The 4,977-nt window shown below is 70.1% G+C and carries 5 protein-coding genes; 3 read left to right on the top strand and 2 right to left on the bottom strand.

Annotated elements, in window-relative coordinates; translation table 11 throughout:
• The coding region (locus tag ACY45C_RS19890; protein ID WP_462189080.1) for an FAD-dependent oxidoreductase at window positions 1-1,489 on the bottom strand (1,489 nt) is incomplete at its 3' end.
• A 110-nt stretch (window positions 1,490-1,599) separates the two neighbouring features.
• Complete coding sequence (locus ACY45C_RS19885) at window positions 1,600-2,544, bottom strand: DMT family transporter (RefSeq protein WP_462189079.1); 945 nt, start codon at window positions 2,542-2,544, stop codon at window positions 1,600-1,602.
• A 768-nt stretch (window positions 2,545-3,312) separates the two neighbouring features.
• On the opposite strand from ACY45C_RS19885, the gene ACY45C_RS19880 reads away from it, so the two are divergent.
• The 3 genes from ACY45C_RS19880 to ACY45C_RS19870 all read left to right on the top strand — a co-directional run bounded on the left by ACY45C_RS19880 (window position 3,313) and on the right by ACY45C_RS19870 (window position 4,820).
• Entirely contained in the window at window positions 3,313-3,852 is a 540-nt protein-coding gene (locus tag ACY45C_RS19880; protein WP_462189078.1) for a hypothetical protein, read from the top strand.
• Window positions 3,840-4,409 (top strand): hypothetical protein, encoded by a 570-nt coding sequence (locus ACY45C_RS19875; RefSeq protein WP_462189077.1) that lies wholly within the window; start codon window positions 3,840-3,842, stop codon window positions 4,407-4,409. Before ACY45C_RS19880 ends, ACY45C_RS19875 begins: the two co-directional genes overlap by 13 nt.
• A gap of 96 nt (window positions 4,410-4,505) precedes the next feature.
• Window positions 4,506-4,820 carry a DMT family transporter gene (locus tag ACY45C_RS19870; RefSeq protein ID WP_462189076.1) on the top strand — a complete coding sequence of 105 codons (315 nt, stop codon included), beginning with the start codon at window positions 4,506-4,508 and terminating at the stop codon, window positions 4,818-4,820.
• The last annotated feature ends 157 nt before the right edge of the window (window positions 4,821-4,977 follow it).

Genomic DNA, 4,977 nt, shown 5'->3' with positions numbered 1-4,977 from the left:
TATTCTTGGCGTACCCGGTATTCTTGGCGAACACGTCGGGGGTGCGGACGTGTTCGGGCCGGAATCCGATGCCGATGACCCGCCCGAGCACCCGTCTGATCCGCGGCGCCGCCGTGGCGGTCACCCCATGGGACATCATGGCTGTCACCAGGTTGGACATCCCGGCCCGCACCGCCCCCGTCACCGTTCTTGCCGTCGCGTTCGCCACCGCGTTCGTCATGGGGGCACGCGTGACCCGGCGTGACGGGCTGCCGCCGTGCGCCGGCCGCTCGTCATCACCCAGCAGGCGCACCAGGAAGGCGCCCTGCCGGACCTGGATCATCTGCATGAGTACGACCGGCCAGGTCCGCCGGCGCTGCACCCGCCGCAGCTCGGCCGGCTCGGGCGGCCCGGCCCGCAGCGTCGCGGCCATCAGGTTCGCCGTCGCCACCGCGTCCTGGACGGCGTAGTTCACCCCGACACCGCCCGCCGGGGACATCGCGTGGGCGGCATCGCCGATGCAGAGCAGACCCGGCTGGAACCATCGGCGAAGCCGGTCGACCTGCACCACCAGGGTCTTCACCTGGTCCCAGTCGGTGAGGTCGTCGACGGCACTGGACAGCGCCGGCGCCGCGGCGATGATCCGCGCACGGAACGCCGCCAGCCCGCCGGCCGTCTTCGGCTGCCGCTGCGCCGACCCCTTCCGGACCACCATGCCGCACTGCCAGTAGTCGCGTCGATCCAGGGTGATCAGGGCGTGGCCCTTGCGGAGGTGCGCCAGGGTGAATCCGTCCCCGTTTCCCTCCTCCCCACGCTCGTTCCCCTTTTCCTCCCCATGCCCGTTCCCCTCCTCGTTCCCGTTCCCGTCCCTCGCCGCCCGGCGGCCGCTCGCGGACCCGTCGCCCATGTCTTTCGGCAGCCGGAACCAGAGGACGTCGAAGGGAGCGCCGTGCTCCCGCACCGGCAGGCCGGCACGGGACCGCAAGGTCGAGCGCCGGCCGTCGGCAGCCACCGTCAGATCCGCCCGGATCTCGACCTCCCCGAGGGGGCCAGCCGCGCGTACGCCCACGACCCGTCCGTTCGCCCGGACCAGGTCGGTTGCCTCGGTGCTCATCGCCAGGCGGAACGTCGGATAGGAGGCGGTCCGCTCGGCCAGAAACGTGAGAAAGTCCCACTGAGGCATCAGGGCGATGAACGGGCAGGGCGTCCGCAGGTGCCGGAAGTCCACAACGGTCCGGCGCCGGCCCGCCATATCCAAAGCCAGCGTGGCGGCCCGGGTGTGCGGGAGGCGAAGGAAGTCCGTCAGCAGGCCCAACTCCGCCATCACTGCCATCGTGGACGGGTGAATCGTGTCACCGCGGAAGTCACGGGCGAAATCGGCGTGCTTCTCCAGCACGATGACGTCTACCCCCGCGCGGGCCAGCAGCAGACCGAGCATCATCCCCGCCGGCCCACCGCCCGCGATGGCGCATCGGGTGGTCCAGCGCAACGGTGCGGACGGTGTTCCCATGCCGGCTCCCCGGATCCCCCCGGGTCTGCCCCCGCGTCGGCCGCCACCGGGCGGAGCGACCGCGGCGGTCCCCCGGAGCCTGTCGACCTCGTCGCCCGCCAGGACGGGCATCAGGACGGGGGCATCGGGGCGGGAGCGTCGTGGCGAGGGGCGTCGTGGCGAGAGACGTCAGGCAGGCGACGGGTGGGGCGTGGCAGGGCGGGCGAGCGGGCGAGCAGGACGACCCCGCCCACGACCAGCAGGGCCGCCACCGTGACACCCGTGATAACCCCGGGGGTGTCCGGGGCGGGTACCCCGAAGACGAGCACGGCGAGGGCGTAGGAGACCGTCGGATTGGTGATGTTCATGGCGGTGACGGTCGGTGCGAGCGGACCCACGGCGAACGCCATCTGCCCGAGTACGAGGCTGGCTATTGTGACTCCGCCCAAGGCGTAGGCGAACCAGTGGGTCGCGGTGGTACCGATCCCCTCGTTCAGGGTCTCGTCGGTGGCCTGCTTCATCAGCAGGGCGCTCAGCGCGAAGAACAGCCCGGCGCCGACTCCGAGCATCGCCGCACGCATCGCTGGTCGCCGGCCGCGGGAGAACACCGTCAGTGTCGCCGCGAGGGCAATGATCGCGAGGATGGTCAGCACCAGCCGGTATTCGTCCAGGGGCGCATGGGCGGGGAGGCGTCCCTGGACCGTGAGGAGCAGCGCGAGGCCTACGCAGATCGATGCCGCCGCCCACCATGCTCCCCGCGCCATCCGCAGATGGGTGCGGGCCAGGCCCAGCGGGAGCGCGAACAGTAACTGGGTGACCATGAGGGGCTGCACCTCGGCGAGGGAACCAAGGTGCAGGGCGAGCGCCTGGGTGAAGAACCCGGCGACGTTCGTCAGCCAGCCCAGCAGCCACATAGGCTCGCGTGCCAGGTCGACCAGATGCCCCATCCCGGGCAGCGCGTGCGCCCGGTCGTCACGGGCGGCGAACCGGCTGCGTCCGGCGGCGCGTTGTTGCAGAGCCGCGGACGACGCGAGCAGGAACGCGGCGCACAGGGCCAGCGGGATGAAGAGCAACATGGATCGTTCGGTCCGTCAGGTGGAGCCGGCCTGCGGGGCGGCTGCCGGCGGGCGGCCGGACGGGCCGACGGGATGGCGGCCGCCCCGCGCGGGCGTACTCATCGGGCTGGGTGCCTCGCCGGGGAGCGTCGGAGACAGCAGAGACAGCAGAGACAGCGGGACCGCCGGGACCCGGTGTACGCCGCCGAGCGGCCAGTCGAGCCGCCGTGGTGCATTGCCTGGACCGCGCATGTTGGACACGATGGCCGTAATGTACCGGCCCGGGGAACCGGATGTGGTGTATCCCGGCTGGTGGGCGCCGGTGTGATCCGAGCGGGAACGTCCTGCTCGCTGGGCCTCGGCGTAGCTGTCTCACACCCCCGGTCCACGGAAGCGGGATCGCTCCAGACCGACAGGAGCGCGGCGGTCGGCCGACCGGCCGTAAGCGTTCTACGCCCACGGCGGCAGCGACGCCACCGGCGCCGTGCGCGGCGTCGAGACGATTACCGCCGGGCTGAAGTAGAAACGCCTGCGCGAGTCGTTTTCGCCTGCCATGTGGAAAAGATTTCCGTCGGCGACCGGTAGAGTCCGACACGGGTCGGGTGGACGGCCGCCTGCTTGACGTGGCATGGCGGCGATGCAATTTTTTATGACGCCCGGAACCGAATGTGACCGGTGGGACCGGTGCCGTGCGTGTCGTCAATTTCCGCCCCGGGCACGCGGTTTTCTTTCCGCTGCCCGAGCCGATTCGGAGGTGCGCTTGTGCGTCACTCTCTTCGTAGGCTCGCCGTGGGATCCTGCATTGCGAGCACCGTGCTGATCGGAACGTCGCAGATCTCGGTGACCGCGGCGACCGCGGCGACCGCGGCGTCGACGGGGCCGGTACCCGCGCCCGTCCCGGGTTCCGCGGTCGCCGCCGCGGCCGGCGCGGATGGCCTGCGGGACAGGAGTTCCCCAGCCGGTACCACGAAATCCGCGCGGGTGTGTTATTTCGAGACCAGGGGCGACTACGTACACGTCTCCAGTTCCGCTCACGAGGCGTCCGGACACGGCTGGTGGGTCAACATCGACTGCGACGTCACCAGGGCGGTCGTCACCGTCCAACTGCAGGAGTACTACAGCGACGGCACGTGGCGGAACGTCGGCACGGTGGGCCGGTCGACGGTGAAGTCCGGCGGTGGCGCCGGGAACCGGGCGACCGGGCGGGGCCACTGCAGGAGTAGCAGGCTGACGGGGTGGCGTAGCGTCATCGACGTGGATCTGCTCGGCGTACCCGACGACCCGAACAAACTCGTCACGAAGGGTCGGAACATCAGGTGCCGGCGGTAGTACACGAGGGTGACGCGGCCGGGCCCGCCGGCACCCTGTTCGTCTCCCTGTACGGCGAGCTGGCGGTGCACCCGTGGCGGGATTCCTTCGTCGCATCCTCACGCCTCCGGCGGCCTGTGGGGGATGAACGACGCCGGGCAGGACCGGCCGGCCGCCGCCGGGGCGTCGCCGTCCCGTGCCGCCTACGGACACCCGCCGTGGGAAGTCTGTTGCAGGACGTCGGCTGGTTCGCCGACTGCGCCCCGCGGCACAGCACACGGGTGCGGGTGACGGTGGACGGTGGGCAGGACCCGGCCATCCGTTCCGCCGCCCCCGCGATGCTCGACTGGCTGTGTAAACTCGACCAGCACGTCTTCTCGGATGACTCGTTCTCCTCGGCGAACGACGACCATCCGGTGCTGGAATCCGCCGTCGTCGACGAGCTGTGGCAGGGACCTGCTCGGACCGGGTTACCTGCCAGGGAGCCCTCGCCGAGTGGACGTTGGGCGCGTTGGGCTGGCTGGCCGCCTTGCTCGCTGAGGCGAGTGCCCGGCACGGGGCCGGCACCCCGCTACTGATGACCGCCACCCGATCGACGAGTCGAACGGGTTGGACTCCCTGGCCGGGGTGACGGCCATCCGGCGCGCCGATATCGTCCGGGTATGGCCATCACCGTGCAGTTTATCGTCGCTATAGTGCTGGAGATCACTGGAACGCTGGCGCTCCGGGAGACCAGCGGGTTCACTCGGCTCTGGCCGACCCTGATGGTCTGTGTCTGCTATCCACTGTCATTTTTTTTCGTGTCTCGAGTATTGCAGCATCTGGAGATCGGTTTCACTTACGCGGTGTGGTCCGCGGCCGGCACCGCGGCCATGGCCGTCATTGGCGCGGCCGCCTTCGGCGAGTCGATGAACGCGGTGAAGATCGCCTCGCTGATCCTCGTCATCGTCGGCGTGGTCGGTCTCCAGTTCGGCGGTGCCCACCGCTGATCGACTGGTAGCGGGTTCTTCGGTTGGTCAAAGCGCAGGTAGTTATACTAAGAACCGCCATCGCGTTCCGGTGTCGGTTGTGCCTCTGTCTGAGCTGCTGGTAAGGCCGGTGCGGTGGGACGGGGTGCGCGGCGACAAGCCGAAGGGGGGACGGTGA

Source organism: Frankia sp. CcWB2 (assembly GCF_977927585.1).
Note: the sequence above shows the minus strand (reverse complement) of the source record. Positions and strands in the feature narration are given on the sequence as shown.